This is a genomic window from Paenibacillus paludis, assembly GCF_042610515.1.
GTDB lineage: Bacteria > Bacillota > Bacilli > Paenibacillales > Paenibacillaceae > Paenibacillus_AQ.
Genome location: NZ_JBGJZP010000009.1, coordinates 1 through 24,792 on the forward strand (window position 1 = coordinate 1; position 24,792 = coordinate 24,792).

Genomic DNA, 24,792 nt, shown 5'->3' on the forward strand with positions numbered 1-24,792 from the left:
GGGAACGTCCCCGCCGGAGCATGGCGGGGACGGGAGCGTGGCCGCAGCGGAGATGCTGCGGCTGCGCGGGCTGCTGCTCTCCGGGGCGGAGCCGGAGAGTGCTTTAAGCCGGCCGGGCCGCAGGCCGGCGGCAGCGCCCAGCCCTGAAGCAAGCGGGCTGGAGGCTGGCATGAAGGAGCTTCGCAGGCTCATGGAAGCCTGGAATGCCTGGCGGCAGCGGGTGGAACGGCTGGCCGGGGAGCGGGAAACCTGCCTGACAGAGGTAGAGACGCTCTCCGGGCAGGAGCGGGCGCTGGCCGAAGAGATGGACCGTGCTGAGGCTGAATTTACCCAGCTGGATGAGAGCTATGAAACATGGCTGCGCCAGCACAGATTGCCGGAAGGCTTGTCGCCCGAAGGGCTGCCGGATATATTCGCCAGAGTGGAGCAGGGGAACGAGCTGCTGCGCCAGGAGAGCAAACTGGCGGCCCGGCTTAAGGAGCTGCAAGAAGTGTGTGCTGCTTATGAACAAGAATGCCTGAATTTATGGCATGAGGCAGCATCGGGAGGCGAACTGTCGTCAGCTGCCGCCGACAACGCTGCAGCAAGATTAGCAGATCCCTCGGGTTTGTTGCCATCCGTAAATTCTGAGGTTTTATCCCTGAACGATATAGCAAGTACAGGTAATACACGGGTTCTGCCATTAATAGAACCTGTCGCTGGAACTGCCGCGCTCACCTTGCTGAGCTGGCTGGAGATCAGGAAGCGGGATTGGGACCAGCTCAAGACGGAACTGCTCCGCCGGGAAGCTGCCCAAGAGCGGCTGCATGAAGTACAGGCGGAGCTTGCCGGGGGCCGTAAAGCGCTTGAGGTATTGAATGAGCGCAGCGGCAGATTGCTGCAGGAGGGCGGTGCTACGGACAGCGAGGGATTTCTGCGCCGTTCGTCAGCCGTGCAGCGGCGTCTGGAGCTGACCAGATCGATCCGCCAGTGGGAGCTGGCCATGTTCGGCGGATGGGAGAACGGGGAAGCGGTGGAACTGCAGAAGCTGCTGGAGCATCATGATGCTGCTGCGCTGGAGCGGGAACGGTCCGCAGCGGAGGATGCTGCGGCAAGTATTGAGGAAGAACGTAATGCGCTGCTTCAGCACCGGGGCAAGCTGCTGCAGGAGCGCGAGTATTTGAAGGAGCGCTGCCTGGAAGACACGGTGCTCCAGCAGCTGGAGGAGCAGCGGGCGGCGCTGAAGATTCTGGCCGGACAGTATGCTGTATCAGCCTTGGCGGCCGAACTGATGGGAAGGACGCGCCGCATCTACGAGCAGGAGAAGCAGCCGCAGGTACTGCAGCTGGCTTCGGCGTATTTCAACAAGCTGACGGAAGGGGAATACCTGAGAATCGTGATGACGCTTGGGCACAAGGAGTTGAAGGCGGAGCATAAGGATGCCGGGCTTCTGGACAGCGGACTGCTCAGCCGGGGAACGGCGGAGCAGCTATATCTGGCTATCCGCCTGGCCCTGGCAGAGACGATGACCCGCCAGGCCAGCCTGCCGCTGCTCTTCGATGACCTGTTCGTCAACTTTGATGAACGCCGCCTGAATGCGGCACTGTCACTGATCGGTGAATTGTCGGTTTCCCGGCAGATTGTCATGATGACCTGCCACCGGCATGTAGCCGAAGCGGCTGCACGGTTGATACCGGCAGCCGCTGTGATCTCTGTATAGAAGCTATACGGCTGCGAACCAAGCTGCCGTACGGCTCTTTAAATTAAAAGTAATTATATGCTTCACGCTATAAATTATCCTTCTATTTCTCGCTGAAGTGAATTCATCCGGAGGGGAACAGTTGCTCATCCTTCCAGCTGTTATTTCCGTGTGATCCGAATCACCGGTTTGACAGCTACAATAGTGATGGCTTTACCTTCCGGGTTGGAAGGGTCAGCAATCCGGGGCGGAGGAGACATAGGCGCGCGCAGCAGCATAATAACCCAGACTAGCGCCAAGGCACCGAATATAGGGTAGAAAACTCCCAATAGTGAGCTGAAGCCAAATTGGCTGAATAAATAACAAATCAGCATCAGCAGGGGAGTGACGAGGGACGGGGCGATGGGCAAATGCTGCTTAAGCTGTACTCCGACTCCATAGATGTTGGCTACAAAAGTGCTGAAGATTTCCAGAAAGATCAGCAGCAGATAAATGCTCTGCACAAGCGGGCCTAGCCGGAAGGCGATGCTGCCCATAGGGATTTCAAACTGCAGGATGCCAGGCATTTGCGAGCTCATGGCAAAATGAGCGGCCAGCAGCATGAACCCGATCCCTGCCCCGCCGAGGATGCCGCCCCGCACCAGGGATTTTTCATCATCGGTATGGCGGGCCAGCGGAACAAGCACGGCTTGGGCCATCCCGAGGTTGAAGGCGGTATAGAGCAGTGGCGACATCCACGCCCCGAAGATGCTGCGATCGGTTTCAAGGAACAGAAAGCGCCCTGCTCCCGGCACACCGAGCGTATTGGAAATGATGATTAGCGACAAAGTAAGCATTAAGGGCACGACAACACTGTTGATTTGCAGGATACCGGAAATTCCGCGTTTCAGTAAAAAGTATGAGCCGAATATTGTAATTAACAGACCTGCCTGGAACGGCAATCCCAGATTCTCCTGGAATATCGCCCCTGCCCCTGCCAGCATGATGCTGTTGACTGCGACGAGAACGATCAAGGTAAAGAGGCTGATGCTGCTGCCAACCCGCTCGCCGAAGAGATGGCGGTTAAAGTCTTCATAAGAATCAGCTTCGATGCGCCGGGCAATCACCATCATTTTGGTGCCCAGCCAAATAAAGAGCACCGTCGCGAGCAGAATGGTTAATACCGCCCAGTGGCCGTACCGGGTGAAAAACCTTAGGATTTCCTGGCCGGTGGCAAATCCGGCGCCTACAATGGTGCCAATATAAGTGAAAGCGATTTGCAATGTGCGGACATGGGATTTCATGGCTCGCCTCCTTCAATGCTATGAATATAAAAAATGGGCACAGCCCGCAGGATTGCCTTGTGCAGTCCATATAGTACAGGTTATGATGAGGAACAGAAGGACATGACTTCCGCCTAATGGCAAATGGGTGTATTAGAGTGGAACGTCTGGAATTATAAAGGGTAATGGAGGTTCAAAGTTATGGAAGTATTGAAACAGCGGATTTTGCAGGAAGGGGTCGTCGTTTCGGATCAGGTACTGAAACTAGACGGTCTGCTCAACCATCAGGTGGATCCCATGCTGACGATGGAAATGGGACGGGAGTTTGCCGGGAGATTTGCGGACGCCGGAGTTACGCGGGTAGTTACCGTGGAGTCCTCGGGTATTGCCGTGGCATTTGCCACCGCTTATGAAATGAAGGTGCCGCTTGTATTTGCCCGCCGCAAAAAAACATTGCTCGCCGATCCTGATGCTTTGTGCGAAAGAGTACCATCGTTCACCAAGGGAATCGTTACTGATATTATGTTGTCCCGCCAGTATATCTCCCCGGATGATAAGATTCTTTTTATTGATGATATTATCGCCAATGGTGATGCAGCACGCGGACTGATCAAGATCATCCAGCGTTCAGGGGCCGAACTGGTGGGGCTGGGCGTAGTGGTGGAAAAAAGCTTTCAGGCAGGAGCCCGCACCATCCGGGAACAGGGCATCCGTCTGGAGTCGCTGGTCCGAATTATGTCTCTAAGTGAAGGAACAATAGTCTTTGGCGACTAAGCAGTGGCAATTAATAGGTGTATAGCCTATTTTTAAAACATCTGCTTTTCACCCTATGACTTTTCCTTTATAATAAACATTAGACATAGGAGAGGAGGCGTCACAATGGGGAAAGAACCGGTGACAGAGCAATTCTTTATAGATAAATTATCCGAGGCCAAGGATCATTTCGAGCGTGCGCTGGATTGTAAACACACGGAGTTCGACGATCTGTATCCCTATATGATTGAACATCCTCAATTTTTCTGGTACAAACGTTATGTAGCCTGGTCGGAACTTTTGACAATCACAGGTTTGTGTAAAGAACTGGATTTCAACTGGAAACAGAATTTCAGTGATCATCAGGTTGAATATCTGGAAGAACGTGTGATGTCCGCTAAAGTTCTTGATTTCTGGTTTGAGAAGAATGAAGCGCTGATATAGTATCTTCATAAGACATACAGAATTGCTTTCTAGTAAGGAACTGAGGCCCAGATGATTTATCATTCGGGCCTTTTTCATGAGTGAATTGCGGGAGACAATGGACAAGCTAACTAACGGAGGGAGGGGAGTATTACCACATGATCAGTGATGAACAGCTGGATGCGTACCGGATATCCGGAGAGAAAATACGTGTCGTACGTGATGCGTTGGAGAGCAATGACGTCAAGGGTATTGTATTGGCCTGGGACGAGTCACAGGTGATGGTGCGCCGTCCCAATAAGCGGATAGTGAAGCTTGACCGTAATTACGTGTATCAGCCTTTCTCGGAGCCTAGACAAGATCCGGACAATATATAAGCAACTCACAGCATGACAGCCCTTGTCCGGTTATGGATAAGGGCTGTCATTATTTATATACTTCATTATGATATTAGATGGACATAGCCATCTGTTCGACGCTGTCTTCCTTGGGGAGAACGGCGAGCTCGGGATTCAATCCGAGATAAGCGCGCATGCGCAGCATCATTTCATTGCGGAATCCAGGCCACAGGATGTTGATCTCTCCCACATAACCGCGGCAGGTATACTGTGCTTCAACGCCTCGCTGATCCTGGCGGATGGTGGTGATCTTCAAATGATGTGAAGCCAGCTCACGGGTTACCTCTTGCAGCATTAGCGAGGTCTTCTTAGTTGCGCTGGACACCAGTTCCATGTAAAGCTGTGGCGTCTTAAACAGACCACTCTTGCCGATCACCCGGCAATCCCGTTCAAATACTTTATGAATAAACGTTAGCAGCAGATAGCTTCTGACAAGGGACAATTCGTCTTTGGTTATATCTTCAAGAATAGCTGGTGTGATTAGTGTACTTCTCTTGGTAGTCGCCATTATAAATCACCTCATTTATATTATGCGAACCCTTGTTCTTATTATACCTCTTATTCATCAATAAAAGCAATATTTAACCAAAAATTAATGAAACCAAAGAAAAATCGAAAAAGATTGACTCTGATTTCTCTGTATGATATGATCTATCTTGTGACCGCGAAAGCGAGTCATCATAATATGCGGTCATGGCGGAATTGGCAGACGCGCTGGCTTCAGGTGCCAGTGGTAGCAATATCGTGGAGGTTCGAGTCCTCTTGACCGCATCCTGTTTTACAAAGAAACCCCTTCCTAGGAAGGGGTTTTTCTTTTGTGTGGCTTAGTATATTTAGGCGAATTGAACGTGCCGCCAGCGTTAGTTGCCTTTTCTTCTGGCATGTGAATGTCTTTGTTCAGCTCTTATGGAGTATAAGAATCCGGGGCAAGAAAACAGGGAGGCCTATTGATTTCAAGGAGTAATAACGTTATTCTATGACTATAAAATCAAAATCGGTCATAGAGTATTGAGGAGGCGGCATGGCGAAGAAATTTAGCGATAAGGAAAAGGAAATTATACAGGGAAGGCTCCTAAGCAAGGCTGAGATATGCTGGGGAAAGTATGGAATTAAAAAAACCAGCGTGGACGAGCTCGTCAGAATGGCGGGTATTTCAAAAGGTGCATTTTATTTATTTTATCCATCAAAAGAACTGCTTTTTTTCGATGTTCTTAAAAGCGTTGATAAACGTATAAAGAATGCAATGCTTGAAGCATTAAAAACCTCTAATGAGCCCCCAAAGCAGAGTTTTATCCAGGGTCTAAAGCAAATGTTTATAGAGGTCCAGAAAAACCCGTGGATTCTAAATCTTCAAAACGGTGATTACGAGCTTCTGATCCAAAAGCTGCCGGAAGAAACCGTTAAAGAACATCTATCGGATGACGAGGACGAAATCTCAATGCTCTTAAAGTACCTTGAGGTTGAATGTGATATAGGCTTTGTATCATCTGCGATGAGGGCGATATTTTTCACAGTACTTCATAAAAATGAGATTAGCGGAGAGCATCATGAAGAAGTAGTGCATTTCTTTATCGAAAGTCTTGCGGAGAGGATTTTTGAAGGGAGAGTGGAGCGGTGAAGTCAATCTATAAAAGTCCCTTAGGTAAAGAAAAAATACTTCACATCTATGACAAGCTGCAATCCCGGCTGGATACGAAATTTGAGAGCCGATACGTGAATACGCGGTTTGGCAAAACCCATATTTTAGTCGGGGGTGATGAAACGGCACCACCCTTAATCTGCTTTCACGGAGGAAATGTAGTAAATCCAATAACGCTCAAGTGGTTTGAACCTCTGTCGAAGATCTATCGTATTTATGCGCCAGATACCATCGGACATCCGGGCAAAAGTGATGAAATCCGGCTCAATCCCAAAACAAATGAATATGCTGAGTGGGTTTGTGATTTTATGGATGGTCTGGGTCTGCCGAAGGCGAAATTTATTGGACCCTCGTACGGAGGCGGAATACTTATACGTTTGGCTGCCTACGCACCTGAGCGTATTGAAAAAGCAGTATTTCTTGTACCCTCAGGTATTGCTGGAGGTAAAATGATCGGCATGATGAGGAAGATACTCATTCCGCTTGCTGTATATAAAGTTATTTCTACCGATAAAAATTTATACAAGGCTTGTGCAGCAATGTTCGATGATGAAATCCATGATGATTTGTTGTTGCAGATACAATACATATATGATTATGTCAGGTTGGAAACGGTATTTCCCAAGTATGCAACCAAGGAAGAATTGATGGCGTACACTGCACCTTCCTTACTAATTGTCGCTGATCAAGATATATTTTTCCCTGCTGAACAGGTTGTTCCAAGGTCGAAAGAGATTTTTAATCAGCTGCAAAAAATTGTTGTCCTGGAAAATGCAAGCCATTTTCAAAACAACAGAAACCTTGAAACTATTATTAAGGAAATAGAGAATTTTTTTGAATAGTTCTGCCCGTATTGGCAGGCTCTTGATTTGGCAGTGATGCCATCAAGGGCCTTTTTTGTATTTCTTAGAGTTATGAGGAAATGGAAAGTGCGCTTTACATTGGAAAAGGTGAATGCTATTATTATGGAAAGTTAACTTTCCGTAATTAGTGAGGTGAAAGCATGGAAAACAGATTGGAGCAGCTTCGCAAGGAGCGGGGGATCAAGCAGGAGGAGCTTGCCGAGGCATTAGAAGTTTCGCGGCAGACCATTGGTTCGCTCGAAAATGGGAGATATAATCCGTCCATTATTCTAGCCTTTAAAATTGCCCGCTATTTCAAGCTGGCCATTGAAGATATTTTTATCTATGAGGAGGAATCGGAATGAAAATGAACAAGACAGTTTGGCTGTTTACTATTCTGCTGCTGCTTGGAGGTATTTTGACTGTAGTCGGCCTTCTGGTGATTGATGAAAGTACAGAAAAGCTTGCCGGAATATGTGTGGGGATAGGCTCGGGGCTGTTCAGTATGAGTGCCGCTAATCTTATCGTTCAAGGGTATTACCGGAAGCACCCCAAGCTCAAAAAGCAGGCTGTGATTGATTTCCGCGACGAACGCAATACAGCTATCCGGATGAAAGCCAAGGCCAAAGCCTTCGATATTCTGTTTGTGGTCATGATTGCACTGCCGTTTCTGTTTATCTTTGCAGGAATTTCTCTATGGGTGGTGTTGACTACCATTGGCCTTTATTTATTTGGCTATTTTACGCAACTCTTCTACATGATTAAATACAGCAAACAGATGTAGCCGATCTGGGAGAAGCGGGAATACAAGGAGTTACTTAGCACTGGAGGAAGATCACAATGGATGATGCTGCGAAGAACAGGATGCATTGGGAATTAACCTATATTTTTTTTCTTACGGCGCTGATAACGACATTGGCGGGAATTGTTCGTGAGTTGCCACATGCGATTGCCATTGCCGGATTCACAGCTGCGTTTGCGGCAAATATTTGGATCTGGAAGAAGAGTATCAGCCGGACTGTTATTTATCTGCACAATGGTTTGAACATCGTCTGCGCACTGTTTCTGGCGTATATGCTGTCAGCCTACATATTCGTCTCGGAGAGTGCGATTATTGGTGCTGCCCTCGGAGTGGTGGTAATGGATGTGTTTAGTTTCACCAAGAGAGGGCGGTTCACACTTAATGCCAAACTAATGGGACAAAATAATACAGCCGTGCGGCTGTCCATCTGTCTTCCGGTTCCCGGGAAACGGGGGCTGATTCCGGTTATCGGTGTGGGGGATTTGGTCTTTTATTCGATGCTGACAATGGTTGCATTGAAATCGGACAGTGAGTTCGGCCTGTTATTTGCGGTATTGCCCATTCTGGCAGGACAGCTGCTGAACATTGCCGTGATTCTTGCTGTTAAAGATAAAAAGGGATTCAAAGGCTTCCCGGCAACCTTAATGCCCGGATTGTTGTTTATTGTTTTTTATTTTACAGGTATCCCGGCATAAAAAGCGGCTTCCAGACCTCGGGGATTTGCCCGGGGTCGGAGCAATATACCGTCTGCAGATAGCGGCTTACCGGAGTCAATTGCTGTTCAACCAGCACTTCTTTGATCTCGGAAGGTTTGGTTGGGATCGAATGTCCGGCAGCTTCCATGAAACGTTCAATGGGCAGCAGCATCCCGCAGCTCTTGCGGTAAGACATCCTGTGCGGATAACGGGGGGAGCTTCCGGAGTCATATTTGGACAGCCTGATATGCTCAAAATGATCACTCAGCAGTTCATAGGCGGGGAATTTCAGGATGGCAAAATGTTCGCCGGGTTCTCTGCGGGAGTACATAGCAGCCATGGCAAGGCAATCACGCTCTGTCGGCCACAGGAAGACATGCCGGTCAAGGCAGGCGCGGAATTGCTCCGGCGTTGTTTCCGGGTCCATGGCCTCGGGAGTGATCCGCAGATGGGCATTTAACCAGACTGAGCGGCCTTGATAACGGGTCTGCTGCAGCGTCGCCCGGTGCACACCGCATGCATGCTCAGGGTCCAAAAGCACGGATGCGGCCAGTCTGTCCAGTCCGGCAATAGCCGGAAGATTGCGTGCTCTGGTGAAATGGTAGAGCGAGCGTCTTAAGGGGCTTTTAGTGATAGCTGCTAGGGTGGTTGTTTTCATATTGGCATTTTGTCCTTTACGGTTTACTGTTTTTGAGACGCCGGTAATACAGCCAGGTTCTGCCCGCAAACGACCCGAAGAGGAGCATGCAGATGAACATTATTGAAGTGTTCCATGCCCGGGAAGCGGTGATTCCGTCGTTTAGCATGCCATCAATGAATGCCCCCAAATTCACGCTATAGAGCAGAAGCATCGGGAGGAATAGCGAAGTATAGCTGATGGCGATTTTTCGGGCGTGCTTCAAGCGGTGGAATTGATCGCTGTATATTTCAGGGCGCTCAGCGCCTTCCGAATATTCCCGGCTCCAGATCGTCCATTTCTGCAAGGAGGAGAGGGAGCTATAGACGTTCTTCCAGCCGGCTTCCCTGTGCAGCTCCAAATAACCTTCATCGGAAATCACTTGATAGTCGGCATGATAGTTCATCCGCCGTGGGCTGCCTTTGCAGAAATAGAACAGCGTCCCGCCTAGACCGACTTTACACAGATTAAATCCAAGCCGTTCTTTGTTCTCAAGCCACTGCTCCAGCCGGTCCGGAGCGTACATCCAGGCTAGTTTGATCCGGATGATCTTGGGCCCGGTAGGGTTGGGCTGTACGTCAAGTGCGTGGCTGTCTTGATTGTCCCCGCGTAATGTTTTATTGGCTGCCCTGATCTTGATAACGGAATAGAACGCGAGTACCAGCAGAGCGATGGCGAAGGCTGCAGCGGTATAGGTAACCAGCCACATGGGGCTTTTCACTACCCGGAGGGGCGTATCCTGGGAAAGGGAAATACCTATCGTGATTAGCGGAATTAGTGCAATTAATAACAAATAAACGATAATCGCCATGAAAAAATAAGAAATCTTCCGGTTTCGCTTGATCGCTTCCTGGCGGGAGGGGTAGGCGTTAATTTGGCCGGGTTGCCGTTCATTGGCATAAATGGTCCACTTCCCTTGATGCATGTTCCTTGTCCAGCCCTCAGCGGCCAGATAGGTGGACAAGGAGGTTTGAGCTGATGGAGCATACCCGATTTGATAGGTAATGTAACCCGGCTTACCCTGCCGGAAAATAAACCGCCGAAGTTTAATATTCCATCCTTCAAGCAGCCATCCCTGGCTGGCCATCCCGGTCAGCCAGGTTTCTGTTTTGAGCAAGTCATAGCTCCAGAAAGGCCGAAATACAGTCTTCATAAGAATTCCTCCTCGCAGTTAATCGCATTGTTGTGCAGTTCTTTCAATCTGCCAATTTCTACGGTCATTACTTTTTTTCCAAGCTCCGATACCTCATATACCGTTTTTCTCTCTTCATCGGCAAATACGGTGATCAAGCCGTCTTTGTTCATTTTGGTCAATGTTCCATAGACCGTACCTGACCCCAGTCTGAGGCGTCCGCCTGACAATTCTTCAACATGCTTGATGATTCCGTATCCGTGGCGCGGTTTGGTCAGGGACAACAGAATGTAGAATGCTGTCTCGGTCATCGGCACGTACTTTTTAAGTGCTTTTTCAATGGAGGACACCAGGATCACCTTTTTCACAAAATATATGTCTCATCGCGACTATGTCATAACGTGACTATATCACGACGTGACTTATTGTGCAAAGAAACTTTCCCGGGAAATAAGAAATAAGGGGGATTACAATCCATTAATCCTACTTTTTATTATTTTTGCAGGAGAATATCTTAATCGGTTGAAATTTTTTACAATGAAATAAGGTATTTAATTCTGTGAAACAAATAATCTCATATAGAGAGGAACTGATACTATGAAAACATTAGTCATTGTGGATGATGAGCCCTCGGTGGTGAACGGGCTGCGCACTTATGTAGACTGGGCAGCACAAGGGATTCAATTGATCGGAACTGCGGATGACGGAGATACAGGGCTTACGCTCATACGTGAGCTTAGGCCGGATATTGTGCTGACGGATGTGCAGATGCCTTCCATGGACGGAATTACGATGGCTGCGGAGGTCCGTGCGCTGCTGCCGGATGCCAAAATTGTGTTCATCAGCGGGCATAACGATGCAGAGTATTTGAAATCGGCGCTGCAGATGCATGCGGCTGATTATATTTTCAAACCAGTCAGCAGAAAAGAATTGTACGCCGTGATGGGAAAAGTGACTGCTGCACTGGATGCGGAGAGGCGGGAGCGGGACCGGGTAAAGGAAATGCAGGTTAAGCTGACCCAGAGCATGCCGCTGCTGCGCGAGAAATTTCTGCTGTCAGTGGTCACCGACAACTTCAACATGGCCCAGGTGCAGGATAAACTGCAATTTCTGGGACTGCCGCTGCTCTCTGCGGACAGCTATATCATTATGGTCATCGTAATTGATGATGTTCCGCAGGTAATGGATTCACGCAGTGAGCGGGATAAACAGCTTTTGTCCTATACGGTGCTGAATATCATTCAAGAGTTAACGGATAAGCAAATGCGCGGTGTGACGTTTGAGAAGGACCCGGGAGAGTATGTCGGCATTTTGTTGACCCGTTCTTTTGGAGGGCAGGAGGCGGACAGGGAGATCAAACCGGAGCTTGCGGGCAGGGCGGCAGATGTTCTAGATGCAGTGCCCCGGCCAGGAGAAGCTGGAGAAAATGCGGAGCCTTCAGCTGACCGCTCTCCCGAGAACGAATTGCTGCTGCTGGCGGAATCGATCCGCGACAATCTGCGGAAATGGCTGAAGCTGAGCGTAACCATCGGGGTGGGGGATGGAGTAGGCAGCCTTTCTGAGGTGCCGGCCTCCTATAAGCAGGCAAGAGCTGCCGCCGACCAGAAATGGTATCTGGGTAAAAATCGCATTCTGACGATGGACAACATTGAGTCCGGAGAGAATCTGCGTTACCGCTTTGAGCAGGAATGGAGCGAACGCGTAATCACTGCCCTTAAGTCAGGCGATCAAAGCCGGCTGCAGGGGGAACTGAGTGGAATCTTTGGCCTGCTGGAGCTGAACCGGGGGCAGGGCTCCCGTTACGCGCAGAATGTCAGTCTCCACCTGATTCTGCAGTCCAGCCAGGTGCTGCTGGAGCTGAACGGCATGACGGCAGAGTGGGAGAAACGGGAAATGGAAGCCTGGAAGCTGGTTATGCGCCAGGAAACGATACAGGATTTGCTGCGGTATACGGAATCGTATTTGCGGCATGTCTGTGATTTTGTGGAGGCCAAACGCAGCGGGAAGTCCAGTGAGGTCATTGAACGGGTCCGCCGCCTAATCGGAGAGAGATATGCGGACAATTTGACGATCGCCGATATTGCAGCAGGCGTATATCTCAGTCCTACCTATGTAAGGCTGCTGTATAAGCAGGAAACGGGCGAAACCGTGTTTGAATATTTGACCAAAGTACGGATTGAAAAGGCGAAAATGCTGCTGAGAGATCCGCAGAACAAATTTTACGAGGTCTGCTATGCCGTAGGTTATACCGATCCCAGCCATTTCAGCAAGCTGTTCAAAAAAATGACCGGGAGCACACCCAGCGCCTACAGAGAACAGCAAAATTAGAACTTGAGCCTCCCAAGGGCGATACGACAAAAAGGCCGGAGAAATGAGGTGTCACCTTTATGAAATTGGGATGGAGCTATCTGACTGGACTTGGACAGGGGATTCTGGCCGCAAGAAAGTGGCTGCTTGTCTATGCCCTGCTAATCTTGCTGCCGGTGTCCATTTTACTGGCCTCCTTCTATCAGCGGTCCAATGAAATTCTGGAACAGGAAGTTACCCGTTCGATGCAGCTTACACTTAAGCAGGCAGGGCTGAATTTAACCTACAAGCTGGAACACATCCGCGACAGCAGCAATTCAGTGTTTATGAACCAAATCCTCTACGATAATCTGCTCCAGAAGGCCAGTATCACGGAGCAGCTAAAACAAATTAAGGAGCTCCGCAATCTGGCCGAAACCGCACAGGAGAATGAGGATATTTTCCGCCTGCGGTTTTTTGTTGATCCTTCCCGCCTGTATGCCGGAGACCGGATTAATCTGTATTCCTTTGAGGATGCAAAGCAATATCCATGGTATGAATCGGTGATAGAGGCCGGTGGGGGGATGGTATGGACCGGTGTTTATCAGGAGAAGTATAACGACATTGGTAAAAAGAATATTTTCTCCGTTGCCCGGATGCTGCGCAATCCCCAGGAATATGAAGAGATTGTAGGTATTCTCGTGATGGATGTGTCCGAAGGTCTGATCGGGGAGATTATGTCGGAGCTGCAGTTCTCGGACAAGTACGCTCCTTTTCTATCGGATGCCAGCGGCAGATTGATCTACAGTTCAGATAGTGCCGGTCTGAATAAGTCGGATAATAAAGCAGGGAATTTGCAAAAGGACGCGGATGTCCTGCCTAAAGAGCTGTTTGATACCATCGAACACTCGGAGGAAGGCATACTAAAGCGCTCGTTAGGCCGTGAAGAAGTAAACGTAGTGTACACCACCATCGGAACGACTGGCTGGAAGCTGGTCGCACAGGTATCGGAGCCTGAGATTTCACACAGGGCTACAGCGATGAATCAGTTCACCAGTATTGCTACACTCGCGGGAATTACGGTTTTGTTCCTGGTACTGGTCTTTGTTCTCTTCATGTTCATGATTCAAGGCATGCAGCGCAGAGTGCAGATGATTCTTAAAATGATCCGCAAGGAAGGGATCGGCTGGCTGGAAGACCGCCGTTCTATGCCTGATGGTGATTTCCGGCTGCTGGAGCGCAGTGTGGACCATCTTATTCACAAGGTCAATAACCTGATGGAAGAATCGTATCAGGCCAAGATGCAGGAGCGGGAGGCTCAGCTTCGCACACTTCAGGCGCAGATCAATCCCCATTTCCTGTACAATGCCCTCGATATGATCAACTGGTCGGCCATTGCCCATGACGCTGAGGACACGAGCCAGATGATTGAAGCGCTGGCCCGTTATTTCCGGCTCAGCCTGAACCAAGGGCGCGACAACGTCAGCATTGTGGATGAGCTGAATCTGGCCAAGGTGTTCCTTGAGATTCAGCAGAACCGCTTCCCGTCCACGTTTACGTTCACCATTCAAGCGGAACCGGGGCTTGAACAATATATGATGCCGAAGCTGACGCTGCAGCCTCTGGTGGAGAACGCTCTGCTTCACGGCATTCGCAAGACGAAGCAAAAACAAGGGGGAATCATGATCACAGCTGCTCATGAGCAGGGGGATATCGTGCTCACAGTCTCTGATGACGGGATCGGTATGAGCCAGGATCAGGCCAACCGTCTGCTGATCGATCCCTCTGCCGGGAGTCAGCCGGGCGGTTTGGAGGGCTCGTTTGGGCTCTATAATGTCAATGAAAGAATCCGCTATTTCTCAGGCAACCGGTATGGCTTGTCCATTGAGACGGAGATCGGAAAGGGAACCCTTGTTACTGTGAGATTTAAAGCGGTTTCATCAGAATAGTTCCTGCGTTTTTTTTTACAGTCGCCTGAGACCAGAAATAATCGCTTTACCTCCTACAAGAGTACCAGGGTCGATCTTTATAATTAACCCATAAACAGTTGGGGGTGAGCCATCTTGGGCGCAGGTGTCACGGATTTGAACCCGAAGAGCAAGGTTAAGCCAACCAGAATCAGGTCCGCAAGCAGGTGGAGATATGCATGGAGAAACAGGGATTATTATGTACTGCTGATCCCCGGATTATTGTTTCTCCTGCTCTTCAAATATACACCGCTTTACGGGGTGCTGATTGCTTTTCAGGACTTCAACATTTTTGAAGGCATTAAGGGCAGCGAGTGGGTGGGGCTTGAGCAATTCCATAAGCTGATCCAGTCGGAAGAATTCGGAAGGGTGTTTATGAATACGCTGTTAATCAGCGTTTATAAAATTGTGCTGCTTTTTCCGGTTCCCATCTTCATCGCGCTGGTGCTGAACGAGGTTCGGCTGATGTTCTTCAAACGGACGATTCAGACGATCATTTATCTTCCGCATTTTCTGTCTTGGGTCATTATCTCTGGCTTATTCGTGACCATCCTCTCTACATCGGGCGGGCTGGTCAACAACATCATCCAGTGGTTTGGCGGAGAGCCGATCAGTTTTTTTGTCAGTAATGAGTATTTCCGCAGTCTCGTGGTTTTTACCGCAGGCTGGAAGGAAACGGGCTGGAATGCCATCGTCTTCATTGCCGCCATTGCCGGTATCGATCAGGAGCAATATGAAGCGGCTGCTATTGACGGGGCGGGCAGAATCCGCCGGATGCTGCATATTTCCATTCCGGGAATTCTGCCGACGGTGGTGCTGATGTTCATACTCCGTCTCGGTTCAGTACTCGACGCGGGTACAGAGCAAATTCTCACAATGTACAATCCGGTGGTATATGAAACAGCTGATGTCATCGGAACCTTCGTGTACCGGATCGGTCTTGGCAAGATGGACTACAGCTTCAGTACAGCAGTCGGGCTGTTTAACTCCGTCGTCGGTTTCATCCTGATTGTCTCAGGCAACTATATCAGCCGCAAGCTGCTTAAGCGCGGAATCTGGTAATCCGGGAAGGGAGAGAAGATAACAATGACCAAACGAACCAAAGGAGATCTGGTGCTCGATATCTCCGTGTATGTCTTCCTGATCGCCCTGGGGATTATTATGCTTCTGCCGCTGCTGAACGTGTTATCCAAATCGGTCAGTGAAGAATGGGCAATCACTTCCGGTAAGGTGGGCATCCTGCCTGTTGGATTCCAGCTTGACACTTTGAAGGAGGTTATTTCCTCCTCGATGTTCATACGCGCCTTTTGTGTATCCATTGGTGTCACTGTAGTAGGAACGGCTATTTCGATCCTGATGACCGCACTTACCGCGTACCCGTTATCCAAACGTAATCTGCCGGGTATTTCCTTCATTATGGTGCTGTTCATCTTCACTATGCTGTTCAACGGAGGGCTGATTCCCAATTATCTGCTGATGCGCCAGCTGCATTTGATCAACAATCTATGGGTGCTGATTCTGCCCGGGATGATCAGTGTCTTTAATATGCTGGTTATCAAGAGTTATTACGAGAGTCTTCCCGAAGCGCTGGAGGAATCGGCACGGATTGACGGTGCCAAGACGTACACTATCCTGTTCCGGATCATCCTGCCGCTCAGCATGCCGGTTATCGCCACCATTGCCCTGTTCTATGCCGTGGGTTTCTGGAATGATTATTTCGGCCCGATGATCTATATCAACGATACCGCGCTTAAGACTTTGCAGCTGTATCTGCAGGATGTCGTAATGGATGCCAGTGCGGCCAATGCCGTGAACAAAAGCGTGGACGATCTCATGAATATGTCACCGGAAGGCATACGCGCAGCGACTGTGGTAGCTTCCACTGTCCCGATCCTGTTTGTGTATCCGTTTCTGCAGAAGTATTTTATCAAAGGGGTGCTGATCGGCTCTGTAAAGGGCTGAGTTTTGTCCCCGCAGCTTGCGCTATGAAGCCGCTCTTTGACAGAGCGTTTCATATACAGCATCACCCCATATTATTGGAGGAGGGTTATAAGGATGAAATATAGAAAAGGATTGTCTCTCATGATGTGCACCGGGCTGCTGCTTGCAGCAACGGCCTGCGGTTCATCGGGCAACAATGGCAACAAAGAGAGCAAGGGAACAGAGGAGGGGGCGAAGGCTCCGGCGGCTACAACCGCTGCAGTAACTGAAAGCGATTCCAAACCTGAGCTGAAATCGCTCAATCTGTGGTCAAAGGATGATTACAACACGTATCCGCTTGCCAAAGTGATTGAAGAACAGACCGGCTACAAGGTGAAATACGAAATGCTACCGGCGGACAAAGCGATGGATAAGCTAAACCTGCTGATTTCCTCCGGTGAGCCTTATGACGTCATTACCATTTCCGGTGAAAAAGCTGTGTATACCGATTACGCCAAAATGGGTGCCCTGGTGGATCTGGGACCGCTAATTGATGAGTTTGGTCCCAATATTAAAGCTTCTATCTCGGAGGCGTCCTTTGATGCCATGAAGGTAGACGGCAAAATCTACGCTATTCCGAACAGTTCTTCGCAGTTTGCCGGGGCTGATCTGATGATCCGCCAGGATTGGCTCGACAAGCTGGGGCTTAAGATGCCGACGACGCTGGATGAATTTACAGCAGTGCTCAAGGCGTTCAAGGAAAAAGATCCCGGCGGCAACGGCAGCAACGGCGCACCGATGTCAATTGACGGTGCTCTCGCAACGACAGCCAATATTACTGGTGCATTCGGAATTGGCACAAGCTGGAACCAGGTCGACGGCAAGCTGGTGCCGACACCGCTGCACCCGGGATTCAAGGAATATTTAACTTATATGTCCGATTTGTATAAGCAGGGTCTTCTGGACAAGGAATTTGCAGTAAACAAGGATGCTACCCTGAAGGAGAAGTTCACCAGCGGCAAGGTGGGTGTGATTCAGCTTCCCTGGTATGACATTCCGGGCATTGCTGATGCGCTGGCTGCGAATTTCCCGGACGCCAAGTTTGCCTACCTTCCTGCCTTAAAAGGGAAAGACGGGCAAATGGGCCTAGGAATGAGCGGCGGGTTCGACCGCATTACCTTTATTCCGAAATCTGCCAAACATCCGGAAGATGCGATTAAATGGATCAATGCCAAGCTGGAGAAAGAAACGTTCAAGCTGATCGCCATCGGAGAGGAAGGCAAACATCATACGTTTAAAGATGGCGTGTACAGCCCGATTCTGCCGCTGTTCACGGATGAACGGGGCAATGCCAGCAACTATCTGACCGGTATCGACGAAAAGCTGTATCCAATCTATTGGCAGGCCCGTGTCCAGAAGGATGCACGTCTGTTTGCCGGCTTCTCCTTCCTTAACAATGAGCTGCCAGCAGAGGCCAGAATTTCCGATCCGCTTGCGCTTGCTCCATCCCTGCCGGAGTATTCCAAGAGCAATGCTTCACTGGGTCAGATGATCAATGACTTTGCTGTCAAGGTAATCGTAGGTGAGGAGTCCCCTGATGCGGTAACAACATTTGTTGAAAAGTACAATGCCGCTGGCGGAGAAGCGAGTGTCAAAGAAGTTAACGACTGGTATGCGGCATCCGCTAAATAAAAGGCTGAGTGTTTGGAGGAAAACAGAATGAAAACCTACAGGATGCGGAGCAATGAAGTTCCGCTCCAGGACAACTGGGATGTGATCGTTGTGGGCGGCGGCCCTGCGGGCTGCGCGGCCGCCGCTGCCGCCGCGCGTGAAGGGGCAAAAACACTGCTGATTGAAGCGACGGGAAGCCTAGGCGGAATGGGAACCTCGGGACTGGTGCCGGCATGGTGTCCATTCTCTGACATGGAGACCATCATCTATAGAGGGCTGGCGATGAAAGTATTTGAAGCCCTGAAAGCTCAGATGCCGCATGTTGACAAGGATGCCATGGACTGGGTGCCGATTGAACCGGAGAAGCTGAAGGTCATCTATGATGAGCTGGTTCAAGAAGCCGGTGTAACTGTATTGTTCCAGACCCTGCTCGGCTCTGTGGAAACCGGTGAAGACGGTAGAGTGGAAGCACTGATTACGGCCAGCAAAAACGGACTGCAGGCTATGCAGGCCAAAGTATATATCGACTGTACAGGAGATGCCGATGTTGCGGCTTGGGCAGGGGCGGAATACCTCAAGGGCGATACCGAAACCGGTGACCTCATGCCGGCCACGCACTGCTTCAACCTCGGGAATGTGGATGAATATGCTTATCTGAACGGACCGTTGCTGCATGGCAATAATAAAACCAGTCCGATCTATGACATTCTGCGGTCCGGTAAATATCCGATGATCCCGGATTCGCATATCTGCAACAATATGATTGCTCCCCGTACGGTAGGCTTCAACGCCGGCCATTTATGGGAAGTGGACAACACGGATGCCTTTTCGGTATCGGCTGCCCTGATGCAGGGAAGGAAGCTTGCCGCAGTTTACAGGGATGCGCTTGCCGAGTTTATGCCGGCTTCCTTCGGCAGCTCTTTTGTAGCCAGTACAGGTTCGTTAATGGGAGTGCGTGAGACAAGAAGAATTACCGGGGATTACGTACTGAGTGTGGATGATTATGTGAACCGCCGCAGCTTCGCGGATGAAATCTGCCGCAACAGCTATTTCATTGATATCCATGGGACGGAAAAGGAAGAGAAGCAGGCTGGAGGCAAGCAGGAAGTCATTAAACGTTACGGTCCGGGCGAATCGCATGGCATTCCTTACCGTTGTTTGACCCCACGGACGTTGAGAAACGTCCTGGTCGCCGGGCGTTCCATCTCTTGTGTGCGCGAGGTCCAAGGCAGTGTCAGGGTGATGCCGGTCTGTCTGGCCATGGGCGAAGCCGCCGGGATTGCCGCAGCACTGGCAGTGAAGCTTCCTGACAATGACGTGCATGCCGTGGATATCCCTACCTTGCGCAGACGTCTGCAAGAAGAAGGAGCATACCTGCCGGAGATAGCCGGGGCAGAAGCCGTCAAACCGCACGATGAAGCGAAGAATGGTGTAGTCTAAAATACCTTAGCCTCACCGAAATCTATTTGCGGATGGGCCTGCGATTGAACAGGAGCGCATTGATCTCGCCGCCGACCAGTATAATGATTGAACTGATGTACAGCCAGATCAGCAGGATCATGACGCCTCCGAGACTTCCGTAGGTTTTGGTGAAATCACTGAACTGGTTGACGTAAATGGAGAAGAGAATGGAGGTTATGATCCAGCCGATGGTGGAGAACATCGCGCCGGGCATAACCTCTTTTAGCGTAAGCCTCCGGCTGGGTGCAATCCAGTAGAGCAGAGTGAACACGACGAACAGCACGAACAGCGGTACAATATATTGCAGCAGATCCCATACCTTCTGTAGACCGTAGGGCAGATCAGCAAGCAGAAAGATCTGTATCTTCAGCCAGCTCCCCAGTACGAGCAGCAGAATGCTGAGCAGAACAACCACACCGATGATCATGGTGGCCAGGAAAGCAATCCCCCGTATTTTCCAGAACACCCTGCTCTCATCAATATCGTAGGCGCGGTTAAGCCCTTTGATGATAGCGTTGATGCCTTTGGAGGCAGCCCACAGCGTGGCCAGCATCCCGAAGGACAGCAGGGCCTCACTCCGTCCCTCGGACACATCCTGCAGAATCTCTTCAATTATGGAGACGGCTTCGGCAGGCATGATCTGCTGTAGCTCCGCAATCCTATCCTCGATAGAAATATGGGCGTAACCAATCAGCGTCATAATAAAGATCAGGAAAGGAAACAGGGAGAGGATCAGATAATAAGTCAACTGCGCACTGATACCCTGCACATCGTCGAGTTTGATTTTTTGGAACAGCTGCTTCATCAAAGAGAACAAACCTGCGGTATCCTTAGTCTTGTTCATAGTTCACTCCTCTACCCGCTTTTTCTTTTATGTTATGCATGTACATATTTTTAATATTAACATAACCGCAAATTTTCCAAACATAAACGAAAGATTAATTATTTACCGATCGTTCCCTATATACTAGGTTAGCTGTGTAAAGAATGATTTAGGTAGTGGGCCAACAGAAGATGAATTTTTTTGTTGATATGAGAACGATTATTCTAAAAAATAATGAGTGATGTCATAGCTATCTACATAGCAGGTTTTGTTTAATACAAGTATATACTTCAGCTCCAAAGACTTACAGGCTGATCGAATTACGGGAAGGAGAATCATAATGAGTTTACCGCTTATGGATTATAACAGAATTCGCAGCTGGTTTTACCGCAATGCCCGCCCTTTGGATCTCGCCAGATGGAGGTTCCATTTTGAAGAAGGGTCTTTGTCCGCAGTGTTGGAGGCCTTATCTGCTTATCAGAATGAAGACGGCGGTTTTGGACATGCGCTTGAAGCCGACTCATGGAATCCGAACTCCACACCGATTCAGACAGCGACAGCGGTAGAGAAGCTGCTGGAGGTTCATTTTGATGACCGGACCCATCCGATCGTTCAAGGGATGATGAGGTATCTGGAGAGTGGAGCCGAGATGGATGAAGGTATCTGGAGGAATGTAGTGGACTCCAATAATGATTACCCTCATGCCCCATGGTGGCATACGGATTCGAACAGCACCGCCCGCAGTATGTATAATCCGACAGCAATTCTGGCTGGGGCAATCCTCAAATTTGCCGACAGAGACAGCCGGCTCTATGAACAAGGCATGCAAACAGCCAAAGATTTGGCAGGCAGGTTTCTGGAGCATCCCGATGTAGAGATGCATCCGCTGAAATGTGTGCTCACGATGCTGGAGTGTATCTCTGCCGCTAAGGCCGAGGAGCATTTCGCTTATCCGCAGCTAATAGTAGCTGCCAGAGCCCAAATCGCAGTGCTGCTGGCACGCGGAGCCGGGGATTGGAACGGATACAGCTGCAGACCTTCTGCATTTATCAAAACTCCGGATAGTTTGGGTGCCGCGGATCACGCAGCGCTGGTTCAACAAGAGCTGGACTACATACTGAGCACCCGAAATCCGGAGGGGGTTTGGAATTTAACTTGGAGCTGGGCTGCTTATGAGAAAGAATTTGCAGTCGCCGAAAACTGGTGGAAAGCGAGTATTGCAATTGAAAATTTGCTGCTGCTGCGCGCATTTAAAGGATTGGGGTATTCTTGATGTTTTGGTTATGATGATGGTATACTCATCGGCATAATATAATTTCTCAAGGGATTGTGATGAGGATATGGTGAAATCAGTCGAACTGACCTCCTAAAATGAAAAATGCAATAATTTTAGGAGGTCAGAATATATGAATATTAATCACATTGTCATGGATAACTGGAGTAGAAAGCCCTATTTTGAACATTATTTAAATAATGTCAGATGCACCTATAGCATGACTTCAAATATTGACATAACCCGTCTGCTTTCAGAACTTAAGACTAAGGGGATTAAGTTGTACCCGGTACTAATCCACATGATAACTACGGTGGTAAACCACCATAGTGAGTTTCGCACCTGTTTTGATTCTGAAGGCCGGTTAGGTTATTGGGACAGCCTGTCACCTAGCTTTACAATCTTCCATGATGATGATAAGACTTTTTCAAGCATCTGGACTTTGTACGGTGAAGAATTTGGTGATTTCTACAGCCGTTATCTTGATGATATGAAGATGTACGGAAGTGTTAAACAATTTGCCGCTAAAGCGAACGAACCACCTAACACCTTCCCCATTTCTAGCATTCCGTGGGTCAGCTTCACGGGCTTTAACCTGAACGTGTATAACGAGGGCACCTATTTGCTGCCCATCTTTACAATGGGGAAATATTTTCAGCATGACAAGAAAATACTGTTGCCCTTATCGGGACAATTCCACCATGCCGTTTGTGACGGCTACCACGCCAGCGTGCTGTATAATGAACTGCAATTACGTGCAGATACCTATAAGGAGTGGTTGCACTACAATTAGTTAGCCACCCTACTCCGCTGACGGGGATCGATAGTTAAGCATAAAGGGCTCCACATATTATTCATAATATGAGGAACCCTTTATTTTTTTCAACACATCCTAGCCTGTACAGTTCATTATCAAGAGTTGCTGTAGGCAGGAACATATTCATGTTCATAAATGGCCTGCACTTTTTCCAGAACTTTGCGGCTCTCGGAGGCGAACTTCAGGCGGCTCACCTCATCTTTGACGAGAAATACTCCGGGTACATGGCTGTGCTTGCCGAAAGCCGCTTTGTACAGCAGACCGGCCCCGTAGCTGGGATGGGGGAAGAACAGCTTGATAATCGGCTTCAGATAAAAAGGTAAACCCGATTTTTTGCCGCTGCGGATCGTATTATTGCCCCCCGGGTCTGCGCTGCGGATCATTATTCCTTCAGCGGCTAGCTGCGTGGAGATTTCTTTGGTCCAGAGTGAAAGTGCCATTTTGGAAGTAGCGTAGGGGCCGAACAGTTTTTTGAAGGATGACGGACGTTCCAGGGTATCCGGATTAAATTCCTTCAGTGTCAGAACTGCATTGGAGGCAGTGTTGATCACCGTTTTATGAGTTCCTTTCAGGAGCAGTCCTTTTAGTTCCATCATTATAATGTACGGGACCACTGTTTGCAGCTCAAAGTGCAGCTCCCGCCCCTGCTTGGAATAACTCAATTCCGCAAAGCTGCCGCCGGCGTTGTTAAACAGCAGATCAATCCGGGGTTCAGCCGTGACAATCTCCCCGAGCGCTTTTCCCAGACTATGAAAATCTGAAAGGTCCGCCTTATAAATCCGCAGCCGCTTGCTGCTTAGTGCTTCAAGGATAGGGGCATCATCTTCGGGAAATCCTGAGCGGATGAGTGCGATCACCTCCCAGCCTTCACCCAGCAGTTTGCGGGTCAATTCCAGGCCAATTCCGTTGTTGGCTCCTGTAATCAGCGCGGTTCCGCGCTGTGTTTGTGTTGTCATAGTAATCTCTCCTCAAAGTGCAGTAATAGTGGCCTTAGGCCTGACGGTTGATGATGCGCTCATTGTATAACTTGGAGCCGACTCCAAGTCAAGGAGAGGTGGGTTTGAAGTTGAATAGATTAGGGGATTAGAAAAGTGCAGAGGATGTCTGCTTTGTCCTTGCCGGGCGGCGTGTTCTTCCTTAAACTGATAGGGATTGGAAAAAGGAGGAACTTCATATGAATCAAGTCATCTATTCCCCGTCAAAGTATATTCAAGGCGGCGGTGAAATCTCGAAGCTGGGCGCTTATTGCAGACAAATGGGAGCCACAGGGGCTTATGCCATTGTAGATCCTTACATCCTCGCTACCTACGGAAATGATATTGTCAGCAGCTTTGACGCTGAGTCTATGCCGCTTGTTCAGCGTGAGTTCAAGGGAGAATGTTGTCTAAAGCTGGTGGAGCAAATTGTTGCGGAGCTGGACTTGAACGCGACAGGTGTAATTCTGGGCATCGGCGGCGGCAAAACACTGGACACGGCCAAAGCCGTAAGCCGTTATACCGGATTGCCGGTGGTCATTGTTCCGACAGTGGCTTCTACGGATGCGCCCTGCAGCGCATTGTCGGTACTTTATTCGGAAGAGGGCGAATTTGACCGCTATCTCCCTCTGCTCCAAAGTCCTAATGCCGTAATCGTCGACGTAGATATTATTGCTAAAGCCCCTCCGAGATTGCTGGCGGCAGGAATGGGCGATGCGTTGTCCACTTTTTTTGAAGCAAGGGCTTGCCGTAATTCCGGCGCTGTGACCCATGCAGGGGGACAGAGCTCGATCGCCGCATTTGCACTGGCGCGTGCTTGTCTGGATACGCTTCTCGCTGAAGGAGCTGAGGCATTAGAGGATGCCCGCCAAGGAATAGCCTCGGCGGCTGTCGGCCGTATCGTGGAAGCGAATATTTACCTTAGCGGCATCGGCTTTGAGAGCGGCGGACTTGCCGCCGCCCATGCCATTCATAACGGACTGACTGTGCTTGAGGAATGCCGGCATATGCTTCACGGGGAAAAGGTGGCGTTCGCCACGCTGGCGCAGCTGATGCTGGAGCATGCAGCGGAGGAGGAGATCGCTGCCGTTGTTACTTTCTGCCGGGAGGTCGGCCTGCCTGTAACGCTTAAGGATATGGGCCTTTCTGGGATGGAGCCGGGGAAACTTATGGCTGCGGCCCAAGCCAGCTGTGAGGCAGACAGCCCGATGGCAAATATGCCGTTTGAGGTATCCCCGCAGGATGTATTTGATGCGATCATTGCCGCTGACCGCCGGGGGCAGCAGGCCGGATAACGATT

At 49.7% G+C, this 24,792-nt stretch carries 25 protein-coding genes and 1 tRNA gene; 19 read left to right on the top strand and 7 right to left on the bottom strand.

Features of this window, described 5'->3' with window-relative positions; all coding sequences use genetic code 11:
* Positions 1 to 1,699, top strand: a 1,699-nt coding sequence (locus tag ACAN56_RS18370; protein ID WP_379144785.1) for an ATP-binding protein, incomplete at its 5' end; no start/stop codon positions are given.
* 140 nt (positions 1,700 to 1,839) lie between these two features.
* Here ACAN56_RS18370 and ACAN56_RS18375 read toward each other — a convergent pair.
* Positions 1,840 to 2,961, bottom strand: coding sequence for a YkvI family membrane protein (locus ACAN56_RS18375; RefSeq protein ID WP_379144788.1), 1,122 nt, complete (start codon positions 2,959 to 2,961; stop codon positions 1,840 to 1,842).
* Positions 2,962 to 3,141: 180 nt separating this feature from the next.
* On the opposite strand from ACAN56_RS18375, the gene ACAN56_RS18380 reads away from it, so the two are divergent.
* The 3 genes from ACAN56_RS18380 (at position 3,142) to ACAN56_RS18390 (ending at position 4,493) form a co-directional block, all read left to right on the top strand.
* Positions 3,142 to 3,714, top strand: a complete 573-nt coding sequence (locus tag ACAN56_RS18380) for a xanthine phosphoribosyltransferase (RefSeq protein WP_038589705.1) — start codon at positions 3,142 to 3,144, stop codon at positions 3,712 to 3,714.
* Positions 3,715 to 3,819: 105 nt separating this feature from the next.
* Positions 3,820 to 4,137 (top strand): hypothetical protein, encoded by a 318-nt coding sequence (locus tag ACAN56_RS18385; protein WP_038589706.1) that lies wholly within the window; start codon positions 3,820 to 3,822, stop codon positions 4,135 to 4,137.
* A gap of 137 nt (positions 4,138 to 4,274) precedes the next feature.
* Complete coding sequence (locus tag ACAN56_RS18390; protein WP_038589707.1) at positions 4,275 to 4,493, top strand: hypothetical protein; 219 nt, start codon at positions 4,275 to 4,277, stop codon at positions 4,491 to 4,493.
* Between the two features lie 73 nt (positions 4,494 to 4,566).
* Here ACAN56_RS18390 and ACAN56_RS18395 read toward each other — a convergent pair whose 3' ends face one another.
* Positions 4,567 to 5,022: a YhjD family protein gene (locus ACAN56_RS18395; protein WP_379144792.1), complete on the bottom strand. Its 456-nt coding sequence runs from the start codon at positions 5,020 to 5,022 to the stop codon at positions 4,567 to 4,569.
* Positions 5,023 to 5,201: 179 nt separating this feature from the next.
* Here ACAN56_RS18395 and ACAN56_RS18400 point away from each other — a divergent pair.
* The 6 genes from ACAN56_RS18400 to ACAN56_RS18425 all read left to right on the top strand — a co-directional run bounded on the left by ACAN56_RS18400 (position 5,202) and on the right by ACAN56_RS18425 (position 8,492).
* Positions 5,202 to 5,285: transfer RNA gene (locus tag ACAN56_RS18400), tRNA-Leu, on the top strand.
* Positions 5,286 to 5,535: 250 nt separating this feature from the next.
* Positions 5,536 to 6,132, top strand: a complete 597-nt coding sequence (locus ACAN56_RS18405) for a TetR/AcrR family transcriptional regulator (protein WP_379144794.1) — start codon at positions 5,536 to 5,538, stop codon at positions 6,130 to 6,132.
* On the top strand, positions 6,129 to 6,995 hold the full coding sequence (locus ACAN56_RS18410; RefSeq protein ID WP_379144796.1) for an alpha/beta fold hydrolase: 867 nt from the start codon (positions 6,129 to 6,131) through the stop codon (positions 6,993 to 6,995). The genes ACAN56_RS18405 and ACAN56_RS18410 overlap by 4 nt, the downstream gene beginning before the upstream one ends.
* Positions 6,996 to 7,156: 161 nt before the next feature.
* Complete coding sequence (locus ACAN56_RS18415; protein WP_038589712.1) at positions 7,157 to 7,360, top strand: helix-turn-helix transcriptional regulator; 204 nt, start codon at positions 7,157 to 7,159, stop codon at positions 7,358 to 7,360.
* A complete protein-coding gene (locus tag ACAN56_RS18420) occupies positions 7,357 to 7,779 on the top strand; it encodes a hypothetical protein (RefSeq protein WP_379144799.1) in 423 nt (140 codons plus the stop codon). The genes ACAN56_RS18415 and ACAN56_RS18420 overlap by 4 nt, the downstream gene beginning before the upstream one ends.
* 56 nt (positions 7,780 to 7,835) lie before the next feature.
* Positions 7,836 to 8,492: a hypothetical protein gene (locus ACAN56_RS18425; RefSeq protein ID WP_379144801.1), complete on the top strand. Its 657-nt coding sequence runs from the start codon at positions 7,836 to 7,838 to the stop codon at positions 8,490 to 8,492.
* Here the strand turns inward: ACAN56_RS18425 and ACAN56_RS18430 are convergent.
* The 3 genes from ACAN56_RS18430 to ACAN56_RS18440 are packed head-to-tail and all read right to left on the bottom strand — an operon-like array spanning position 8,473 to position 10,611.
* Positions 8,473 to 9,150, bottom strand: coding sequence for a DUF7002 family protein (locus tag ACAN56_RS18430; RefSeq protein WP_379144804.1), 678 nt, complete (start codon positions 9,148 to 9,150; stop codon positions 8,473 to 8,475). The genes ACAN56_RS18425 and ACAN56_RS18430 overlap by 20 nt on opposite strands.
* Positions 9,151 to 9,166: 16 nt before the next feature.
* Complete coding sequence (locus ACAN56_RS18435) at positions 9,167 to 10,321, bottom strand: DUF2812 domain-containing protein (protein WP_379144807.1); 1,155 nt, start codon at positions 10,319 to 10,321, stop codon at positions 9,167 to 9,169.
* Positions 10,318 to 10,611, bottom strand: a complete 294-nt coding sequence (locus ACAN56_RS18440; protein WP_052092522.1) for a PadR family transcriptional regulator — start codon at positions 10,609 to 10,611, stop codon at positions 10,318 to 10,320. The genes ACAN56_RS18435 and ACAN56_RS18440 overlap by 4 nt, the downstream gene beginning before the upstream one ends.
* A gap of 286 nt (positions 10,612 to 10,897) precedes the next feature.
* Here ACAN56_RS18440 and ACAN56_RS18445 point away from each other — a divergent pair, with 286 nt between their 5' ends.
* The 6 genes from ACAN56_RS18445 to ACAN56_RS18470 all read left to right on the top strand — a co-directional run bounded on the left by ACAN56_RS18445 (position 10,898) and on the right by ACAN56_RS18470 (position 19,584).
* Positions 10,898 to 12,628, top strand: coding sequence for a response regulator (locus tag ACAN56_RS18445; protein WP_379144809.1), 1,731 nt, complete (start codon positions 10,898 to 10,900; stop codon positions 12,626 to 12,628).
* 59 nt (positions 12,629 to 12,687) lie between these two features.
* Positions 12,688 to 14,535, top strand: coding sequence for a sensor histidine kinase (locus ACAN56_RS18450; protein WP_379144811.1), 1,848 nt, complete (start codon positions 12,688 to 12,690; stop codon positions 14,533 to 14,535).
* Between the two features lie 168 nt (positions 14,536 to 14,703).
* Entirely contained in the window at positions 14,704 to 15,615 is a 912-nt protein-coding gene (locus tag ACAN56_RS18455) for an ABC transporter permease (RefSeq protein WP_038599366.1), read from the top strand.
* A 24-nt stretch (positions 15,616 to 15,639) separates the two neighbouring features.
* Positions 15,640 to 16,515 carry a carbohydrate ABC transporter permease gene (locus tag ACAN56_RS18460; protein WP_038589718.1) on the top strand — a complete coding sequence of 292 codons (876 nt, stop codon included), beginning with the start codon at positions 15,640 to 15,642 and terminating at the stop codon, positions 16,513 to 16,515.
* 93 nt (positions 16,516 to 16,608) lie between these two features.
* Complete coding sequence (locus ACAN56_RS18465) at positions 16,609 to 18,165, top strand: extracellular solute-binding protein (RefSeq protein ID WP_038589719.1); 1,557 nt, start codon at positions 16,609 to 16,611, stop codon at positions 18,163 to 18,165.
* A 27-nt stretch (positions 18,166 to 18,192) separates the two neighbouring features.
* Positions 18,193 to 19,584, top strand: a complete 1,392-nt coding sequence (locus ACAN56_RS18470; RefSeq protein ID WP_379144814.1) for an FAD-dependent oxidoreductase — start codon at positions 18,193 to 18,195, stop codon at positions 19,582 to 19,584.
* Between the two features lie 22 nt (positions 19,585 to 19,606).
* Here ACAN56_RS18470 and ACAN56_RS18475 read toward each other — a convergent pair whose 3' ends face one another.
* Positions 19,607 to 20,449, bottom strand: coding sequence for a YihY/virulence factor BrkB family protein (locus ACAN56_RS18475; RefSeq protein ID WP_379144817.1), 843 nt, complete (start codon positions 20,447 to 20,449; stop codon positions 19,607 to 19,609).
* Positions 20,450 to 20,768: 319 nt separating this feature from the next.
* Between ACAN56_RS18475 and ACAN56_RS18480 the strand changes: the two genes are divergently transcribed.
* Positions 20,769 to 21,701 carry a hypothetical protein gene (locus ACAN56_RS18480; RefSeq protein WP_379144819.1) on the top strand — a complete coding sequence of 311 codons (933 nt, stop codon included), beginning with the start codon at positions 20,769 to 20,771 and terminating at the stop codon, positions 21,699 to 21,701.
* A gap of 133 nt (positions 21,702 to 21,834) precedes the next feature.
* Positions 21,835 to 22,494: a type A chloramphenicol O-acetyltransferase gene (catA, locus tag ACAN56_RS18485; RefSeq protein ID WP_379144822.1), complete on the top strand. Its 660-nt coding sequence runs from the start codon at positions 21,835 to 21,837 to the stop codon at positions 22,492 to 22,494.
* A 119-nt stretch (positions 22,495 to 22,613) separates the two neighbouring features.
* Here the strand turns inward: catA and ACAN56_RS18490 are convergent, their stop codons facing one another.
* A complete protein-coding gene (locus tag ACAN56_RS18490; protein ID WP_038589724.1) occupies positions 22,614 to 23,474 on the bottom strand; it encodes an SDR family NAD(P)-dependent oxidoreductase in 861 nt (286 codons plus the stop codon).
* A gap of 218 nt (positions 23,475 to 23,692) precedes the next feature.
* Here ACAN56_RS18490 and ACAN56_RS18495 point away from each other — a divergent pair, with 218 nt between their 5' ends.
* Positions 23,693 to 24,787 carry a glycerol dehydrogenase gene (locus ACAN56_RS18495; RefSeq protein ID WP_379144825.1) on the top strand — a complete coding sequence of 365 codons (1,095 nt, stop codon included), beginning with the start codon at positions 23,693 to 23,695 and terminating at the stop codon, positions 24,785 to 24,787.
* Positions 24,788 to 24,792 lie beyond the last annotated feature (5 nt).